Below are 16,951 nucleotides of genomic sequence, written 5' to 3' on the forward strand. Positions count from 1 at the left end.
GCCCACCCCGTCACCCACTGCCGGATGACAAGCCCACCCGGCCCACGGCTGCCGGGAGGCGAGCCCTCCAGACATCCGCAGCCGCACTGACAACCCGTCCAGGCACACCACCGCCGGACCGACAAGCCCGCCAGACACCCGCCGCCGCACTGACAACCCGTCCAGGCACAGCACCGCCGGACCGACAAGCCCGCCAGACACCCGCCGCCGCACTGAAGCCCCCGCCAGTCACACCACCGCCGCAGGACTCACGCCCCCGCCGACCGCCCCGCCTCTCAAATGACGTCTCAGCCCGTCTGCTTCGCCGCCGCTCTGCCTGCCGCCCGGCCCGAGAAGAGGCAGCCGCCGAGGAACGTGCCCTCCAGGGCGTTGTAGCCGTGGACGCCGCCGCCGCCGAAGCCGGCCACCTCGCCGGCGGCGTACAGGCCCTCGATCGGCGTGCCGTCGGCGTCCAGCGCCCGTGAGTCCAGGTCGGTCTGGATGCCGCCGAGGGTCTTGCGGGTCAGGATGTGCAGCTTGACGCCGATGAGCGGGCCGGCCTCGGGGTCGAGGATGCGGTGCGGGGTGGCGACGCGGCCGAGCTTGTCGCCGATGTAGCGGCGGGCGTTGCGGATGCCCTGCACCTGGGCGTCCTTGCTGTAGGGGTTGGCGATCTGGAGGTCCCGGGCCTCGATCTGGCGGCGGATCTCGGACGCGTCGAGGAGCGGCTTGTCGGTGAGGGCGTTCATCTTCTCGACCAGCTCCTCCAGTCCGGGCGCGGTGACGAAGTCGGCGCCCTTGCGCAGGAACGCGTCGACCGGCCCCGGCGCCCCCTTGCCCAGCACCCGTGTCTTGAGGAAGCCGACCCGGTCCTTGGCGGTGATGTCGGGGTTCTGCTCGGAGCCCGACAGCGCGAACTCCTTCTCGATGATCTTCTGGGTGAGGATGAACCAGGAGTGGTCGTACCCGGCGATGTCCTCGGTGGTGCGCAGGTGCTTGAGGGTGCCGAGGGTGTCGTAGCCGGGCAGGCACGGGTCGGGCAGCCGGCGGCCCAGGGCGTCGAACCACAGGGAGGACGGGCCGGGGAGGATGCGGATGCCGTGTCCGGGCCAGATCGGGTCCCAGTTCTGAAGGCCCTCGGTGTAGTGCCACATGCGGTCGCGGTTGACGAGCCGTACGCCCGCCTCGGCGCTGATGTCGAGCATGCGGCCGTCGACGTAGGCGGGGACGCCGGTGACCATCTCACCGGGCGGGGTGCCGAGGCGCTCGGGCCAGTAGCGGCGCACTATGTCGTGGTTGGCGCCGATGCCGCCGGTGGTGACGACGACGGCCTGGGCGGTGAGTGCGAAGTCGCCGACGCGGTCGCGGTTGGACCGCACACCGCGGGCCGAGCCGTCCTCGGCGAGGACGGTGCCGCGTACGCCGCGGGCCTGGCCCTCCTCGATGACGAGCGCGTCGACCTGGTGACGGTGGTAGAAGGTCAGCAGCCCGTCGCGGGCGGCCTGCTTGGCATGGTCCACGAAGGGCTCGACCACGCCGGTGCCGGTGCCCCAGGCGATGTGGAAGCGGGGCACGGAGTTGCCGTGTCCATGGGCGCGCAGGTCACCGCGCTCGGCCCAGCCGACCGTGGGCAGGAACTTGATGCCGTGCCCCTCCAGCCAGGACCGCTTCTCGCCGGCCGCGAACTCGACGTAGGCGCGCGCCCAGCGCACCGCCCAGGAGTCCTCGTCCTCGACCCGGTCGAAGCCGGCGCTGCCCTGCCAGTCGCTCCAGGCCAGGTCGAAGGAGTCCTTGATGCCGAGCCGCCGCTGCTCCGGGGAGTCCACGAGGAACAGCCCGCCGAAGGACCAGAAGGCCTGCCCGCCGAGGTTGGCGGCGTTCTCCTGGTCCACCAGGGCGACCCGGCGGCCCCGGCTGGTCAGTTCGTGCGCGGCGACCAGGCCGGCGAGTCCGGCTCCGACGACGATGACGTCGGCATCCATGGCGACCGTCCCTTCCTCATACGGTGGTGTCGCTGCCGTCGGTCAGCAGCGCGGTGAGCAGTTGCTTCAGCCAGGCCCGGGCGCGTTCCACGTCCCGGTCGAGGAGCAGTTGGGTGGTGACCCCGTCGTACGCGGCGACGACGGCGTGGGCGGCGCCGTCGAGGCCGGCGAGCACGGAGGGCAGTTCCGTGTGGCCCCGCGCGCGGGCGAGCCGTTCCTTGATCGCCTCTCGCAGCCGCGCCCGGTGTTCGAGGAGGCTCTCGGCGACGGCCGGTTCCCGGGCGGCGTGCACCAGGAAGTCGGTCTTCACCAGCAGCCAGTCGCGGTCCAGGAGCAGCACCTCGGTGACCCGGTCGACGGCGGCGGGCACGTCGAGGTCGGGCCCGTCGAGGGCCAGCGCGCCGGAGACCTGGTCGGCGATCAGGTCGGCGCGTTCCCGGTAGAGCGCGAAGAACAGCTCGTCGAGGCTGTCGAAGTTCGAGTAGAAGGCGCCTCTGCTGTATCCGGCGGCCTCGCAGACCTCCTCGATGGAGACGCGCCCGAAGCCCTTGGCGGCGAAGACGGCGAAGGCGGCGTCGAGCAGGTTGGCGCGGGTGCGCACCCGGCGTTTCGTCACTCGTCGCACTGCGTCCACGGGCCGGCCTCCATTCGATACGGGAATGTATCCGATACACCGGTGTATCGAAAGAGGTTCGGAGAGGCGCTCTCCGTGATGGGAACAGATATTCGAATAAGGAGTACGCTGGATCCATGAGCACGCACCTCCAGTCCTCGCTCTTCGACCAGACCGACCGCCTGGGCCTCGGGCCCCTCGACGGAGTCGCCCGTACCGAGCTCGGCTCCGGCGCCTGGATCGATGTGCTGCCCGGCTGGCTGGCAGGCTCCGACACCCTCTTCGAACAGCTCGCCGCCGAGGTTCCGTGGCGGGCCGAGCGACGGCAGATGTACGACAACGTCGTCGCCGTCCCCCGACTGCTCGCGTACTACGGCCGCGACGACGCCCTCCCTCACCCGGTGCTGACCGAGGCGCGCGAATCACTCGGCGCGCACTACGCCGAAGAACTCGGCGAGCCCTTCACCACGGCCGGCCTCTGCTACTACCGCGACGGACGGGACAGCGTCGCCTGGCACGGGGACCGGATCGGCCGGGGTGCCCGCGAGAACACCATGGTCGCCATCGTCTCCGTCGGCGCACCCCGCGACCTGCTGCTGCGCCCGATGCACGGCGGCGCGAGCACGGTCCGCCGGCCGCTGGGCCACGGCGATCTGATCGTGATGGGCGGCTCCTGCCAGCGGACCTGGGAGCACTGCGTACCGAAGACCGCACGCGCGACGGGACCGCGCATCAGCATCCAGTTCCGCCCGCACGGCGTGCACTGAGGCGGAGAGGCGGCCGCTTCGGGCGCACGCAGGGGGCTGCCTCCGGCGGACGGTGCCGGAGGCAGCCCTTCCTCCGCACGGGACCGCGCCACTCCCCCGCCCTGGGCACGCGGGCGGCCCCGCCGAGCCCCCCGACCACCGCATCTGATGTGATGCCCCCGTCGGGCACGGAACCTCCTCACACGCGGGACGATCATGCGGGCTGAAGTGCAGCAAGTCGCCGACGGCACCTATCTGGTGCACGGCTCCAACACCAACTGGGTGATCCTCACCGAGGGGGACGCCGTGACGCTCGTCGACACCGGTTACCCCGGGGACCGCGAGCAGCTCCTCGACTCCCTCTCCCAGGTGGCCGGTTCACCGGAGGCGGTGACGGCGGTGCTGATCACGCACGCCCACAACGACCACCTGGGCTCCGCCGAGCATCTGCGCGCCGCGTACGGCACCCCGGTCCTGCTGCACGAGGCCGAAGTACCGCACGCCCGGCGGGAGTTCCTGCACCAGGTCACCGTCGGCGACGTGGTGCGCAACGGCTGGCGGCCGGGCGTCGTGCCGTGGGCGCTGCACGCGATCCGCTCCGGCGGCAAGGCGCACGTCCCGGTGACCGCGCCCGAGGCGTTCCCGAAGCCGGGCCCGCTCGACCTGCCCGGCCGGCCCGTCCCCGTGCACACACCGGGCCACACCGACGGCCATGTCGCCTTCCACCTCCCGGGGACCGGCGTGCTGATCTCCGGGGACGCCCTGGTGAGCGGCCACCCCACCTCGCGGATCGAGGGCCCGCAACTGCTGCCGGACATGTTCCATCACGAGCGCGCCCGTGCCGTCGCCTCGCTGGACGTCCTCGCGGAACTCGACGGCGACCTCATGCTCCCCGGCCACGGTCCGGCCCACCGCGGTCCACTCCGTGAAGCGGCACTTCAGGCCAAGGAGCGCGCGCTCTAAGGTGAGGTGACGATCACCCGCGAGACGAGGACGAACGGCCCATGGCACTCCAGATCAGCGCGACGAACCCGGAGCACCCCGCGCTCCTGCTGGAACTGCCGTGGGACGTACCCCTGGAGGAGTGGCCGGAGGAGGTCCTGGTCCCGCTGCCGCGCGGCATATCCCGGCACGTCGTGCGCTACGCCCGGGCCGGTGACGAGGTAATCGCCGTCAAGGAACTCGCCGAGCGGCCCGCCCTCAACGAGTACGACATGCTCCGCGACCTCGACCGCCTCGCCATCCCCTCCGTGGACCCGCTGGCCGTGGTCACCGGACGTACCGGCCAGGACGGCAACCCGCTGGAGTCCGTCCTGGTCACCCGGCATCTGGGCGGCTCGATGCCGTACCGGTCGATGTTCGAGACGACGATGCGGCCGGCGACCATGCACCGCCTCATGGACGCGCTCGCCGTCCTGCTGGTCCGGCTGCACCTGGCCGGGTTCGCGTGGGGCGACTGCTCGCTGTCCAACACCCTGTTCCGCCGGGACGCGGGTGCCTACGCCGCCTATCTCGTCGACGCCGAGACCGGCGAACTGCAACCCCGCCTGAGCGACGGCCAGCGCGAGTACGACCTCGATCTGGCCCGCGTGAACATCAGCGGCGAGCTCCTCGACCTGGAGGCGTCGGGGGCGCTGCACCCCTCCGTCGACCCGATCGAGTTCGGCATGGAGATCTGCAACCGCTACCGAAGCCTGTGGGAGGAGCTGACCCGCACCTCGGTCTATCCGGCGGGCAAGTACCACTACATCGAGCGCCGCATCCGCCGTCTCAACGACCTCGGTTTCGACGTGGCCGAGATGCAGATCGAGCACGCCAACAACGGCGACACGGTCACCTTCGTGCCCAAGGTCGTCGACGCGGGCCACCACCAGCGCCAGCTGCTGCGGCTGACGGGCCTGGACACCGAGGAGAACCAGGCCCGGCGGCTGCTGAACGACCTGGAGAGCTGGATGGCCACCCAGGACGACTACGCCCCGGGCGACCCGCTCGGCGCCCGCCCCGAGGTCCTCGCGCACCGCTGGGTGCGGGACGTGTTCCGGCCGACCGTGCGCGCCGTACCGCTGGAACTGCGCGGCTCGATGGACCCGGCCGAGATCTACCACGAGCTGCTGGAACACCGCTGGTACATGTCCGAGCGGGCCCAGCACGACATCGGCCTGGACACGGCGGTCACCGACTACATCGAGAACATCCTCCCCAAGGCCCGCGAGACGTTGCAGCCCACCGAGCCGGTGGCAAAGGACTGACTCAGACGGGCGGGATCACGGCCACCGGGCAGCCCGCGTGGTGCAGCACGCCGTGCGCCACGGATCCGATGCGGGCGCCGACCGCCGTACGACGGGCCCGCCGGCCGACGACCATCAGCTGGGCCCGCGCGGCCACCGACAGCAGCACCTGCCCGGCGCTGCCCATCTCGACGTGCTCGACGACGGGGACGTCCGGGAAGCGCTCCCGCCAGGGCTTCAGGGCCGACTCCAGCGCCTGCTTCTCGCGCGGTTCGAGTCCGCCCGCCTCGTCGAGGAGCGCCAGCGAGCCGGGGCTGTAGGCGAACACCGGAGGCAGCGTCCAGGCCCGTACCGCCCGTACCGTCGCCCCGCGCGCGGCGGCCGTCTCGAAGGCGAACCCGAGCGCGGCGGCGCTGTCCTCGGGGTCCTCGCCCTGCTGGCCGACGACGATCTCCCGCCCGGCGGCCTCGGCGGTGGGTTCGTCCCCGGCGCGGACCAGCACGACGGGCCGTACCGCCTCCGCGATCACCTGCTGGCCGACCGAGCCGAGCAGGAACCCGACGACCGGGCCGTGCCCGCGCGAGCCCAGCACCAGCATCTCCGCGCCCGCCGAGGCCTCCACCAGCGCCTCGACGGTGCCGCCCTCCAGGACGTCGGTGGTCACGGCGAGCCCCTGGTGCCGGGCGGTGACCGCCCGGGCGGCCTCGGCGACCGCGTCCCGTACCCATCCGGCCTGGGTCTCGGGGTCGGTGAGCACGTCGAGCGCCATGTCCGCCTGGAACCGCCAGGCCTGCACCACCCGCAGCGCCGACCCCCGGCGGACCGCCTCCCGCGCCGCCCAGTCCAGGGCGGCGAGGCTCTCCTCGGTTCCGTCGAAACCCACGGTGATCGGGCGCGTCATACGGCTGTCTCCCTCACGAAATTGATCAGGCACGTCTCCCCAGTCTTCACTACGCTGACGTCATGAGCCTGGTGTGGGAACAAGTGATCGTGGACGCGGCCGATCCCGCCGCCCTGGGCCGCTGGTGGACCGAGGCGCTGGGCTGGGTCGTCGTCAACGACGACGCCGAGGAGTACGAGATCCGCCCCGAGAAGGACCGCGTTCCGGGCCTGCTCTTCGCCCCGGTCCCCGAGGGCAAGACGATCAAGAACCGCCTCCATCTCGACTTCCGCCCCGACGACCAGGCGACCGAGGTGGCCCGCCTCCTCGCACTCGGCGCCCGGCACGCCGATCCCAGGTACGGCGGGTTCTCCTGGGTGACGCTCCTGGACCCCGAGGGCAACGAGTTCTGCGTGCTCCGCGGCGGTACGCCGCATACCTGAGCGAAGCAGGACGTTCGAACATACGATGGGCGACAGCCACAGCCGACAACCCGGGGTGGGAAACGCATGGCACAGGCCGCCGAAACAGCGCGGACCGTCATCCTGACCGTGGACGACGACCCGGGGGTCTCCCGTGCCGTCGCCCGTGACCTTCGGCGGCGCTACGGCGAGTCGTACCGCATCGTGCGCGCGGAGTCCGGTGAGTCCGCGCTGGAGGCGCTGCGTGAGCTGAAGCTGCGCGGTGATCTGGTGGCGGTGATCCTCGCCGACTACCGGATGCCGCAGATGAACGGCATCGAGTTCCTGGAGCAGGCCCTCGACGTGTACCCGGGGGCGCGGCGGGTGCTGCTGACGGCGTACGCGGACACGAGCGCGGCGATCGACGCGATCAACGTCGTCGATCTCGACCACTACCTGCTCAAGCCGTGGGACCCGCCGGAGGAGAAGCTCTACCCGGTCCTGGACGACCTGCTGGAGGCCTGGAAGTGCAGTGACTACCGGCCGGTGCCCAGCACCAAGGTGGTCGGGCACCGCTGGTCGGCCCGCTCGTCGGACGTGCGCGAGTTCCTGGCCCGCAACCAGGTGCCGTACCGCTGGTACTCGGCCGACGAGCCCGAGGGGCAGCGCCTGCTCGCGGCGGCCGGGCAGGACGGGCAGCGGCTGCCGCTGGTGATCACGCCGGACGGGACGCCCCTGGTGGCACCCGAGGCGCCCGAACTGGCCGCGCAGGTGGGCCTGGCGACCACGCCCACCGCCGAGTTCTACGATCTGATCGTCATCGGCGGCGGTCCGGCCGGGCTCGGTTCGGCCGTGTACGGGGCGTCGGAAGGGCTGCGGACCGTGCTCGTGGAGCGGTCGGCGACCGGCGGACAGGCCGGGCAGAGCTCGCGCATCGAGAACTATCTGGGCTTCCCCGACGGTGTGTCCGGGGCGCAGCTCACCGACCGGGCCCGGCGCCAGGCCGGGAAGTTCGGCGCCGAGATCCTCACCGCACGCGATGTGACGGCACTGGAGATCAACGGAGCCGCCAAGGTCGTACGGTTCTCCGACGGCTCCGCGATCGCCGCGCACAGCGTGATCCTGGCGACCGGTGTGTCGTACCGGCAGCTTCAGGCGCCGGGCTGCACCGACCTGACCGGGTGCGGGGTGTACTACGGCTCGGCGCTGACCGAGGCGGCCTCCTGCCAGGGGCAGGACATCTACATCGTCGGCGGTGCCAACTCGGCCGGTCAGGCGGCGATGTACCTGTCGAAGGGCGCCAAGTCGGTGACCCTGCTGGTGCGCGGCCCGGACCTGGCCGCGTCGATGTCGCACTACCTGATCCAGCAGATCGGCGAGGCACCCAACATCTCGGTACGGGCGCGCACGGTCGTCGAGGCCGCTCACGGCTCCGACCATCTGGAACAGCTCACGCTGCGCGATGTCGACACCGGGCACACCGAACTCGTCGACGCGCAGTGGATGTTCGTGTTCATCGGCGCGGCCCCGCTCACCGACTGGCTGGACGGCACGGTGCTGCGGGACGACCACGGGTTCATCCTCGCGGGGCCCGACCTCACCGCCGACGGACGGCCGCCGGCGGGCTGGGAGCTGGACCGGCCGCCGTACCACCTGGAGACCAACATCCCCGGCGTGTTCGTGGCGGGCGACGCGCGCGCCGAGTCCGCCAAGCGGGTCGCGTCCGCCGTCGGAGAGGGAGCCATGGCCGTGATGCTCGTCCACCGTTATCTGGAGCAGTCATGAGCGGGCAGTTGATGCCGTGCAGCCCCGTGGAGATCGGGTCGCTGTTCCTGTTCGAGAAGCTGTCCGCCGAGCAGTTGGGGCAGTTGTGCAGCGCGGGCCGGGTGGAGAGGTTCGAACCCGGTCCCGTCTACACCGAGGGCGAGCCCGCCACCTGCTTCTACGTGATGATCGAGGGTGCGGTGGTGCTCTCCCGCCGGGTCGGCGGGGACGACGTCGAGGTCACGCGCACCTCCCAGAGCGGGGTGTACGCGGGCTCGATGCAGGCGTATCTGGGCGACCGGGTGCCGCAGGTCTACAACAACTCCATGCGGGTGACCCAGCCCACCCGGTTCTTCGTGCTGCCGGGTGAGAAGTTCTCGGACTTCATGCAGGAGTGGTTCCCGATGGCGGTCCATCTGCTGGAGGGGCTCTTCTTCGGTTCGAAGAGCACCCAGCGCGCCATCGGTCAGCGCGAACGGCTGCTGGCGCTCGGCTCGTTGTCGGCGGGCCTCACCCACGAACTAAACAACCCGGCGGCCGCCGCCGTACGAGCCACCGCGACCCTGCGCGAGCGCGTGGGCAAGATGCGGCACAAGCTCGCCATCATCGCCCAGGGGAACTACGCCCCCGAGGTCATGGCGAACCTCATCGACATCCAGGACCGCACGGCCGAACGGGTCGCCAAGGCGCCGACGTTGAGCCCGCTGGAGGCCTCGGACCGGGAGGACGCGGTCACCGACTGGCTGGACGACCACGACATCCAGAACGGCTGGCGGCTGGCCCCCACCTTCGTGCAGGCCGGGCTCGACGTGGACTGGCTGAATCAGGTCGCGGCGGCCGTGGACGAGGAGCTTCTGCCGAACGCGATCGGCTGGCTCAACTACACCGTCGAGACCGAGCTGTTGATGGACGAGATCAACGACTCCACCAACCGCATCTCGCATCTCGTCGATGCCGCCAAGCAGTACTCGCAGCTCGACCGGGCGCCCTTCCAGAACGCCGACGTCCACGAACTCCTCGACAGCACCCTGCTGATGCTCTCCGGCAAGATCGGGCGGCAGATCAAGGTCGTCAAGGAGTACGACCGCACACTCCCGAAGATCCCCGCGTACCCGGCGGAGCTCAACCAGGTGTGGACGAACCTCGTAGACAACGCGGTCGCCGCGATCAACGGGGCGGGCGGGGAAGGGACGTTGACCGTGCGGACCGCCCTGGAGCACGAGCGGCTGCTGGTGGAGTTCAGGGACACCGGGCCCGGAGTGCCGCCGGAGATCCGCGGCCGGATCTTCGACCCGTTCTTCACCACCAAGCCGGTCGGCGAGGGCACGGGGCTCGGGCTCGACATCTCGTGGCGGATCGTCGTGAACAAGCACCACGGCACGCTCCAGGTCGAGTCCGAGCCGGGTGACACCCGCTTCCAGGTGCTGCTGCCGCTCACCGCCGAGGAGACCGACACCATGGAGGAGTTGGCATGACCGACATCCAGGGCCTGGACCCCAGCGTGCCGCCGAGCGGGAGCGGGTGCGTGGACTGCGACGCCGTCGGCGGATGGTGGTTCCATCTGCGGCGGTGTGCGCAGTGCGGGCACGTGGGGTGCTGCGACTCCTCCCCCGCCAAGCACGCCACGGCCCACTTCCAGGAGACCGGGCATCCGTTGGTGCAGAGCTACGAGCCCGGCGAGGACTGGTACTGGAACTTCCAGACCAAGGAGATGTTCGAGTCGGGGCCCGCGCTGACCCCGCCCGACAGCCACCCGGCGGACCAGCCGGCGCCGGGGCCCGCGGGACGGGTGCCCGCGGACTGGGCGAGGACGCTGCGCGGCTGAGCGCCGCAAGCTCCCCCCGCGCCCGAACGGGTCGGCACAGTGACAGGATGGATGCGTGCCTCTGACCTCCTTCTCCTCGCCACTCGTCGGGCGTGACGACGAACTGGCCCGCCTCGCCACGGTCCTTGAAGGTGCGCGCGGCGGGGCCGCTCGGGCCGTTCTCATCGGTGGGGATGCCGGGGTCGGCAAGACCCGGCTGCTGGACGAGGTCACGCAGAGCGCCGCCCGGGACGGGATGACCGTGCTCACCGGGCACTGTGTCGACCTCGGGGACGTCGGTCTGCCCTATCTGCCGTTCACCGAGATCCTCGGTGTGCTCGCCTCCGACGAGCGCTTCGCCCCCGTGCTCGCCGGTCATCCGGTCGCCGAACGGCTGCTGGGCGGCGAGGGCAGCGGCGGCCGGCTCCAGCTGTTCGAGGGCATCGCGGGGCTCCTGGCCGATCTCGCGGACGTGGCCCCCGTGTTGGTCGTGCTGGAGGATCTGCACTGGGCCGACCAGTCCTCGCGGGATCTGCTGCGCTTCCTGCTCAGCCGGGGCATTCTCCAGCGCCCGGCCGGCGGGGCGCCCACGCATCGGCTGGCGGTGTTCGCGTCGTACCGTGCCGACGATCTGCACCGGCGTCATCCGCTGCGGCCGTTGCTGGCCGAGCTGGTGCGGCTGCCCGCCGTGGAGCGCCTTGAGCTGCGGCCGTTGGGCGACGCGGAGGTGACGCAGCTCGTGCAGGCGCTGCGGGAGCGGCCGCTGCCGGACGCCACGGTCCGGCGGATCGTCGAACGGGCCGAAGGCAACGCCTTCTACGCCGAGGAGCTGGTCGCCGCGACCGACACCGAGGTCGGCGGGGTGCCGAGCGGGCTGGCCGACGTACTCCTGATCCGGTTCGAGCAGTTGTCGGACACCGCCCAGCTCGTGCTGCGCACGGCCGCCGTGGCCGGGCGGCGGGTGGAGCACGACCTGCTGCGGGAGGCGGTCGGACTCCCCGAGGACGAGCTGGAGACGGCGCTGCGCGAGGCCGCCGGACGGCAGCTTCTGGTACCGGGCGACGGGGACACCTACTCCTTCCGGCACGCACTCGCCCGTGAGGCCGTCTACGCCGATCTGCTGCCCGGTGAACGGGCCCGGCTGCACGGCGCGTTCGCCCGGCTGCTGTCCGCGCGGGGCCGTCGGGCCGAGTCCGCCGCGGAGCGCGCCCACCACTACCGCGAGAGCCATGATCTCGCCGAGGCCCTGGCCGCGTCGCTGGAGGCCGCCGATCACGCCCAGCGGGTGGGGGCGCCGGCCGAGGAGCTACGGCATCTGGAGGCGGCCCTCGACCTGTGGTCGGCGGTGGAGGCGTCGGCGCGGCCCTCCGAGGACCGGGTCACGCTCACCCTGCGCGCCTCCGCCGCGGCAGCGCACGCCGGTGAGTCGCATCGGGCGGTCTCCCTCACCCGGTCCGCGCTCGCCGGCATCGACCAGGACGCCGACTCCGAACTCGCCGCCCGGGTCCGCTACACCCTCGCCGGGAACCTGATCAGCGTCGACAGTCTGACCGCGGCGTTCGCCTACAGCAGCGAGGCGCTCGCCCTGATCCCGGCCGATCCGCCGTCGCGGACGTGGGTGTGGGCGGCGGCCACCCATGTGATGGCGGCCCGCCATGTCGGCGAGAACGAGACCGCGTTGCGGATCGCGCACGAGGCGCTGCGAGTCGCCGAGCAGCTCGGGGCCGTTGACGCGCGGGCCGACCTGCTCATCTCCCTCGCCGGCCTCGAAGGCGCCGGCCGACGCACCCCGGAGGGGCGCGAACGGCTGGGGCAGGCCCGGGAGTTGGCGCACAGCTCGGGCAACGCGCCGGTGGAGCTGCGGGCGTTGTTCAACCTCGCCATCGGCAGTTACGAGTCCGGCGATCTCGAAGAGGCGCTCCCCCATCTGGCCGAGGGCATCGACCGGGCGCGGCGCGCCGGACTGCTGTCCTCGCTGTACCCGCAGGCGATGCGGCATCTCCAGCTTCTGGTGCTGTACACGCTGGGCCGCTGGGACGAGGCGCTCCGGGCGGCGAACGGGGCCGGGACGCTGCCGGCGATAGACGGATACGCGGCCGGTCCCGCGCTCTATGTCGCCCTCGCCCGCGGCGACTTCACGGCCGTCGACCGGGCCCGCGCCCTGCTCCACGGCCACTTCGACTGGATGGCCACCCTCGTCGCGGCCATCGCGCTGACCGAGGCGGCGTCGCTGCGCGGGGACGCCGAGGCGGCGGTGGAGCAGGTTCGCTCGTCCGTGAAGGCCCTCACCGACGACGCGGGCACCCGCCCCGACGTCGCGGTCCGGCTCGCCGCGCTCGCGCTGTCCGCGGTCGCGGACACCACCGCCGGGCTGAGGTCGAGCGGTGACGACGCGGGCGCGGGACGCTGGGCGGCCCCGGCGGACGAACTGGTGGAGCTGGCCCGGCACTCGGCCGCCCGCGGCGACGACGGGAATCCCCAGGGTCCGGAAGGGCAGGCGTGGCTGGCACGCGCCGAGGCGGAGTGGGTGCGGGCGGTGTCCGGTCCGGACGTGACGGCCTGGGAGAAGGCCGTGGCCGCGTTCGACTTCGGTGACACCTATGAGCACGCCCGCTGCCAACTGCGCTACGCGGAGGCGTTGTTGGCGGCGGATCGGCGCGAGGAGGCGGCCGTCGAGGCCGGTGCGGCGCGGGAGGCCGCCGTACGGCTGGGGGCGACGCTCCTGCTGGAGCAGACGGACGCGCTGATGCGCCGGGGACGGCTGTCCGCGGCGCCGAAGGCCGCGTCCGGACCCTCGCCGCTGACCGCCCGTGAGCAGGACGTGCTGCGGCTCCTCGCCCTCGGCCGCAGCAACCGGCAGATCGGCGAGGAGCTGTTCATCAGCGGCAAGACGGCCAGCGTCCATGTCTCCAACATCCTGGCCAAGCTGGGTGCCGCGAGCCGTACCGAGGCGGTGGCCGTCGCCTATCGCGAGGGCCTGATCGCCCCGCAGTGACGGCCCGTCAACTCCCGTCGCACTCCAGGCCGTCGAGGTCGACGGCGTCCGCCATCGCCTGCATGCCCTTGTCGCCCGGGTGGATGTGGTCGCCGCCGTCGAAGAAGGGCAGCATCCGCTCGTGGTCGTAGGGGCTGCGCAGGATGCGGTCGAAGTCGGTGACCGCGTCGAACTCCCCGCTGTCCCTGATGAACCGGTTCACCTCCTGCCGTACGGTCTCGGCGGCGGGGTCCCATTCCGACCAGCCCTTGAAGGGGCCGACGGTGGAGACGACGAGGCACTTGCCGGCCGCGTGCACCCGGTCGGCGATCTCCCGGTAGCCGTCGATCATGTTCTGGGCGGTGACACCGGTGTGGGACTTGATGTCGTTGACGCCCTCGAAGAGGAACACCGTGCGCACACCCGGCTGGGAGAGGACGTCCCGGTCCAGTCGGTTCAGGGCGCTCTGGCCGGGGCCGTCCGTGAGCACCCGGTTCCCGGCGATGCCCTCGTTGGCCACGCCCTTGACCGTGGTCCGCGCCTTCTGGAGCCGTCGGGCCAGGTAGTCCGGCCAGCGGCGGTTCAGGTCGGTCGTGGACCGCCAGCCGTCGGTGATGGAGTCCCCGAGCGCGACGACGGCACCGGTGTCCGGGGCGGCCCGCACGGAGACCGCGTCGAGGTAGAACCAGGAGCCGATCGACGCGGCCCACCGGGCGCCGCTCTCCTCGGCGGTGTGGTCGCCCTCGGCGAGGTACGACGTCTGCATGGCCATCCAGTGCCCGGTGACCGGGCCTGCCGCGTCAGGGGTGTGGACGCTGACGACCAGGTCGGTTCCGGCGGGCAGCTTCCCGGGCAGCGGATCGCTGTAGACGGTGGCACCGGCCGGGACGGTGACGGAGTCCGCGCCGCCGAAACCGAGCCGCCGGTTGCTGCCGCGGACCAGCTCGGCGCCCTCCCGCTGGATCCCGGCGTAGACGCTGTCGAAGGTCACCGGCCGGTCGCCGAAGGCGTTGGAGAGCCGGATACGCGGGTCCCGGCCGGCGACGCTGGTGTGCACGACCATGCGATAGCCGCGGTCGGCGACCCCGTCACCCATGCGGTCGGCGCTGGCACCCCAGGTGACGACGCCCTCGGGCGGACTGTCGGCGGCCGAGGCGGGGGTGACCTGGAGGGCCACGGCCGTCAGGGTGGCGGCCAGCAGGCGGCGGGCCCGGGTCATCGGTCGAAGTCCTTCAGTGTGACCGACGCGCCCGGTCGCAGCGTCACCGTGCGCCTCGATCCCCCGTACTCCACGGTCGTGGTACGGCCGTGGACGCTCCGTATGTGTGCCTCGATCGGTATCCCATCCCTCCACCGTAGATCGACGACGAATCCGCCCCGCGCCCCTACCCCGCTGACGGCTCCCGAAGCGGCCCAGGCCTGCGGAAGTGCCGGGAGCAGTTCGATGTGGCCCGGACGGGAGTGGACGAGCATCTCGATCATCGCGGCCGGGGTGCCGAAGTTGGCGTCGATCTGGAAGATGCCCCGGCCGCGCTCCACCTCGTAGATGTCGAAGAGGTTGAACGCGGTGCCGTTGCTGCCGTCGGTGGACGGGCGGAGGTTGTTGACGACCAGCTGGTAGGCGTTCTCCGCGTTCTTGAGGCGGGCCCAGCACAGTGCGCGCCAGGCGTTCGCCCAGCCGAAGCTCTCCATGCCCCGGGCGGTGAGCAGGGCGGTCGCGCCCGCCACGAGGTCGGGCGGGGAGTCGGGGCGGAGGCGGTCGCCGGGGAAGAGGCCGACGAGCGGGGACAGATGCCGATGGGTGGTCTCCCCTAGGTTGTCGGGGGACATCCACTCCTCCAGCCACCCCGTCTTCGGGCTGACCTGCGGCAGATGGAGCCGCTTGCGCAGACCGGCGACGGTGTCGGCGAAGCCGCTGTCCCGCTTCAGCTCTGCCGCCGCCGTGCAGTAGTTGCCGAAGAGTGCCCACACCAGCTCTTGGGCGTAGGTGATGCCCTTGGCGTCGAGCGGCCCGTGTTCGGGCGACCAGTCGCTGTCGGCGACGAGCACTTCCCGTGTGGTGCCCGGCAGGGTGATGGTGAGCAGCCGGGCCTCCCAGAACTCGCAGGCGCCTTTCAGGAGGGGGTAGATCTTCTCCAGATGGGTGCGGGAGCCGCTGAACTCGTAGTGCTCCCAGAGGGAGTTGCACAGCCAGGCGTTGCCCGCCGGGTGCCACCACCAGCCGCCTCCGCCGTACGGGTTGGTGGAGATGGCGACGGTCCAGCCGGCGTTCCTGCCGGTGGAGTTGCGGTAGCGGTTGCGCGGGTCGTCGAAGAGGCGGCGGGTCAGGTCCGTCCAGGACGGGAGCTGGGCGAGGCAGTAGTCGGTGAACGTGTCGAAGGACCGCGGGAGTGCCGCCCGGTCGGCCATCCAGTAGTTCATCTGGAGGTTGATGTCGGTGTGGTAGTCGCCCATCCAGTCCGGGTCGTTGCCGTCCAGCCACAGGCCCTGGAGGTTCAGCGGGAGACTGTCCCGTGACCCGGCGATCATCAGATACCGGCCGAACTGAAGGTACTGGGCCTCCAGTTCGGGGTCGGGCACTCCGTCGCGGGCGCGGGCCCTCAGCCGCTCCCAGGTGTCCAGTGAGCGCTGGGCGGGCGTGGAGGTGCCGAGGGTGAGGTCGAGTTGCCCGAAGAGGGCGCGGTGGTCGGCGACATGGGTGCGCAGCAGGGTGTCGGCCGGGTGCGCGGCGGCGTCGCGGACCTTGGTGCGGGCCAGCCTCTCGGGGTCGAGGGAGGGGTCGCGGTAGTACGCGTTCGCGTCCGGCGCGTAGTTGGTGCCGCCGCTGACGATCACGGTGAGCTCGTGGCAGCCGGAGAAGTCGACGCGGGTGCCGTTGACGGCGACCCGGCCGCCGCTGCCGTACGCCTGGACCGCGGCACCGTAGCGCAGCCCGTTGGGCAGGGCAGCGCCGAAGGAGACGCCCGTCGCGTCCTCGCCGTGCGTGCCCTCCAAGGTCACGGAGCCGGTGTACCGGCCGCCGCCGCTCTGGGTGAAGTGCAGGACGATGACGTCGTCGGGGTGGCTGGCGAAGATCTCCCGGTGGTAGGTGACACCGGAGCGGACGTACGACGTGGTGACCACGGCTCGGGCGAGGTCGAGGGTGCGGCGGTAGGCGTTGACGGCGGACAGGTCGTGGTCGGGGATGTCCACGGTCAGCCGGGCGAGCAGGGTGAAGGATCCGAAATCCGCACGTCCGTAGGGGAATTGGCCGTCGGTGTCGAGGGTGTCGTTGAGGCCGCCGGTCCACATCGTGGCGTCGGTGACGAGGAGGAGTTCACGGCCGGGGTCGTTGCTCGCGAGGGCGCCGAGCCGGCCGTTGCCGACGGGCAGGCCCTGTTCGATCATCGAGTGCTCGTCGGCGGGGGCCTGCCACCGGAGCGTGGTGCGGGAACTGCCTTCGTACGACGGTGAGTCGGCGGCGGGCCGGTCCGGGGCCGCGGTGGCGGTGCAGGTCGGCAGCGCGGCGAGGGCACCGGTCGTCGCGGCGAGGGCCAGCAGGCCGCGTCTGGAGGGTTCGGTGGTCATGGCGGCTCCTGGT

Annotated in this window: 13 protein-coding genes; 8 read left to right on the plus strand and 5 right to left on the minus strand. The window is 71.7% G+C overall.

The features are described from left to right. Positions 1-287: 287 nt before the first annotated feature. Positions 288-1,961, minus strand: coding sequence for an FAD-binding dehydrogenase (locus OG866_RS04180; protein ID WP_329332017.1), 1,674 nt, complete (start codon positions 1,959-1,961; stop codon positions 288-290). Positions 1,962-1,977: 16 nt separating this feature from the next. Beyond that, positions 1,978-2,595: a TetR/AcrR family transcriptional regulator gene (locus tag OG866_RS04185; RefSeq protein WP_329332018.1), complete on the minus strand. Its 618-nt coding sequence runs from the start codon at positions 2,593-2,595 to the stop codon at positions 1,978-1,980. 116 nt (positions 2,596-2,711) lie between these two features. Between OG866_RS04185 and OG866_RS04190 the strand changes: the two genes are divergently transcribed. The 3 genes from OG866_RS04190 (at position 2,712) to OG866_RS04200 (ending at position 5,569) form a co-directional block, all read left to right on the plus strand. Then, positions 2,712-3,341 carry an alpha-ketoglutarate-dependent dioxygenase AlkB gene (locus OG866_RS04190; protein ID WP_329332020.1) on the plus strand — a complete coding sequence of 210 codons (630 nt, stop codon included), beginning with the start codon at positions 2,712-2,714 and terminating at the stop codon, positions 3,339-3,341. Between the two features lie 195 nt (positions 3,342-3,536). Beyond that, a complete protein-coding gene (locus OG866_RS04195) occupies positions 3,537-4,283 on the plus strand; it encodes an MBL fold metallo-hydrolase (protein ID WP_329332021.1) in 747 nt (248 codons plus the stop codon). A 41-nt stretch (positions 4,284-4,324) separates the two neighbouring features. Next, positions 4,325-5,569: a DUF4032 domain-containing protein gene (locus OG866_RS04200; RefSeq protein WP_329332022.1), complete on the plus strand. Its 1,245-nt coding sequence runs from the start codon at positions 4,325-4,327 to the stop codon at positions 5,567-5,569. Between the two features lies 1 nt (position 5,570). On the opposite strand, the gene OG866_RS04205 is transcribed toward OG866_RS04200, so the two are convergent. Further along, the gene (locus OG866_RS04205; RefSeq protein ID WP_329332023.1) at positions 5,571-6,449 is read right to left on the minus strand and encodes a universal stress protein; all 879 of its coding nucleotides are present in this window, start codon (positions 6,447-6,449) and stop codon (positions 5,571-5,573) included. Positions 6,450-6,511: 62 nt separating this feature from the next. On the opposite strand from OG866_RS04205, the gene OG866_RS04210 reads away from it, so the two are divergent. From OG866_RS04210 to OG866_RS04230, 5 genes are all read left to right on the plus strand, one after another. After that, the gene (locus OG866_RS04210) at positions 6,512-6,871 is read left to right on the plus strand and encodes a VOC family protein (RefSeq protein WP_329332024.1); all 360 of its coding nucleotides are present in this window, start codon (positions 6,512-6,514) and stop codon (positions 6,869-6,871) included. A gap of 66 nt (positions 6,872-6,937) precedes the next feature. Beyond that, complete coding sequence (locus OG866_RS04215) at positions 6,938-8,614, plus strand: FAD-dependent oxidoreductase (protein WP_329332026.1); 1,677 nt, start codon at positions 6,938-6,940, stop codon at positions 8,612-8,614. Then, complete coding sequence (locus OG866_RS04220; protein WP_329332027.1) at positions 8,611-10,068, plus strand: ATP-binding protein; 1,458 nt, start codon at positions 8,611-8,613, stop codon at positions 10,066-10,068. The genes OG866_RS04215 and OG866_RS04220 overlap by 4 nt, the downstream gene beginning before the upstream one ends. Beyond that, positions 10,065-10,418 (plus strand): UBP-type zinc finger domain-containing protein, encoded by a 354-nt coding sequence (locus OG866_RS04225; RefSeq protein WP_329332028.1) that lies wholly within the window; start codon positions 10,065-10,067, stop codon positions 10,416-10,418. Before OG866_RS04220 ends, OG866_RS04225 begins: the two co-directional genes overlap by 4 nt. A 55-nt stretch (positions 10,419-10,473) precedes the next feature. Then, on the plus strand, positions 10,474-13,392 hold the full coding sequence (locus OG866_RS04230) for a helix-turn-helix transcriptional regulator (RefSeq protein ID WP_329332029.1): 2,919 nt from the start codon (positions 10,474-10,476) through the stop codon (positions 13,390-13,392). A gap of 7 nt (positions 13,393-13,399) precedes the next feature. On the opposite strand, the gene OG866_RS04235 is transcribed toward OG866_RS04230, so the two are convergent. Then, positions 13,400-14,590 carry an SGNH/GDSL hydrolase family protein gene (locus OG866_RS04235; protein ID WP_329332031.1) on the minus strand — a complete coding sequence of 397 codons (1,191 nt, stop codon included), beginning with the start codon at positions 14,588-14,590 and terminating at the stop codon, positions 13,400-13,402. After that, positions 14,587-16,938 carry a glycosyl hydrolase family 95 catalytic domain-containing protein gene (locus OG866_RS04240; RefSeq protein WP_329332032.1) on the minus strand — a complete coding sequence of 784 codons (2,352 nt, stop codon included), beginning with the start codon at positions 16,936-16,938 and terminating at the stop codon, positions 14,587-14,589. The genes OG866_RS04235 and OG866_RS04240 overlap by 4 nt, the downstream gene beginning before the upstream one ends. Positions 16,939-16,951 lie beyond the last annotated feature (13 nt).

The sequence above is a fragment of the Streptomyces sp. NBC_00663 genome, assembly GCF_036226885.1.
GTDB lineage: Bacteria > Actinomycetota > Actinomycetes > Streptomycetales > Streptomycetaceae > Streptomyces.

Coding starts and splice junctions, on each gene's coding strand:
- OG866_RS04200 (WP_329332022.1), top strand. CDS start 4,325: ATGGCACTCCAGATCAGCGCGACGAACCCGGAGCACCCCGCGCTCCTG.
- OG866_RS04235 (WP_329332031.1), bottom strand. CDS start 14,590: ATGACCCGGGCCCGCCGCCTGCTGGCCGCCACCCTGACGGCCGTGGCC.
- OG866_RS04215 (WP_329332026.1), top strand. CDS start 6,938: ATGGCACAGGCCGCCGAAACAGCGCGGACCGTCATCCTGACCGTGGAC.
- OG866_RS04205 (WP_329332023.1), bottom strand. CDS start 6,449: ATGACGCGCCCGATCACCGTGGGTTTCGACGGAACCGAGGAGAGCCTC.
- OG866_RS04240 (WP_329332032.1), bottom strand. CDS start 16,938: ATGACCACCGAACCCTCCAGACGCGGCCTGCTGGCCCTCGCCGCGACG.
- OG866_RS04190 (WP_329332020.1), top strand. CDS start 2,712: ATGAGCACGCACCTCCAGTCCTCGCTCTTCGACCAGACCGACCGCCTG.
- OG866_RS04225 (WP_329332028.1), top strand. CDS start 10,065: ATGACCGACATCCAGGGCCTGGACCCCAGCGTGCCGCCGAGCGGGAGC.
- OG866_RS04180 (WP_329332017.1), bottom strand. CDS start 1,961: ATGGATGCCGACGTCATCGTCGTCGGAGCCGGACTCGCCGGCCTGGTC.
- OG866_RS04210 (WP_329332024.1), top strand. CDS start 6,512: ATGAGCCTGGTGTGGGAACAAGTGATCGTGGACGCGGCCGATCCCGCC.
- OG866_RS04220 (WP_329332027.1), top strand. CDS start 8,611: ATGAGCGGGCAGTTGATGCCGTGCAGCCCCGTGGAGATCGGGTCGCTG.
- OG866_RS04195 (WP_329332021.1), top strand. CDS start 3,537: ATGCGGGCTGAAGTGCAGCAAGTCGCCGACGGCACCTATCTGGTGCAC.